Below are 224 nucleotides of genomic sequence, written 5' to 3'. Positions count from 1 at the left end.
TATCACTTTTGTCGTGGTCCAACAATTGCAGGATCAAGTCCTTCTCCGTCGTGCCCCGTTTCAGCTCCAGCTCCGTCTGCAATTTGGTGATCGCCTGCAGCAGTTCGGCGCGAACCTCCTCCATCCTCTCCAGGCGGTGTTCGATGCGCTCCAGCCATTTGGTCGCCACGGACATTTTTCCTTCCAGTTGGTCGATCCGTTCCTCGAACTTGTCCAGGCGTTGA

At 55.8% G+C, this 224-nt stretch carries 1 pseudogene; it reads right to left on the bottom strand.

The window, feature by feature from the left end:
- A pseudogene (locus LD028_RS09930) lies at positions 1-217 on the bottom strand (hypothetical protein); the annotation flags it as partial.
- Between the last annotated feature and the right edge of the window lie 7 nt (positions 218-224).

The sequence above is a fragment of the Anoxybacillus sp. LAT27 genome (genome assembly GCF_022030075.1).
Lineage (GTDB): Bacteria > Bacillota > Bacilli > Bacillales > Anoxybacillaceae > Anoxybacillus > Anoxybacillus kestanbolensis.
Note: the sequence above shows the minus strand (reverse complement) of the source record. Positions and strands in the feature narration are given on the sequence as shown.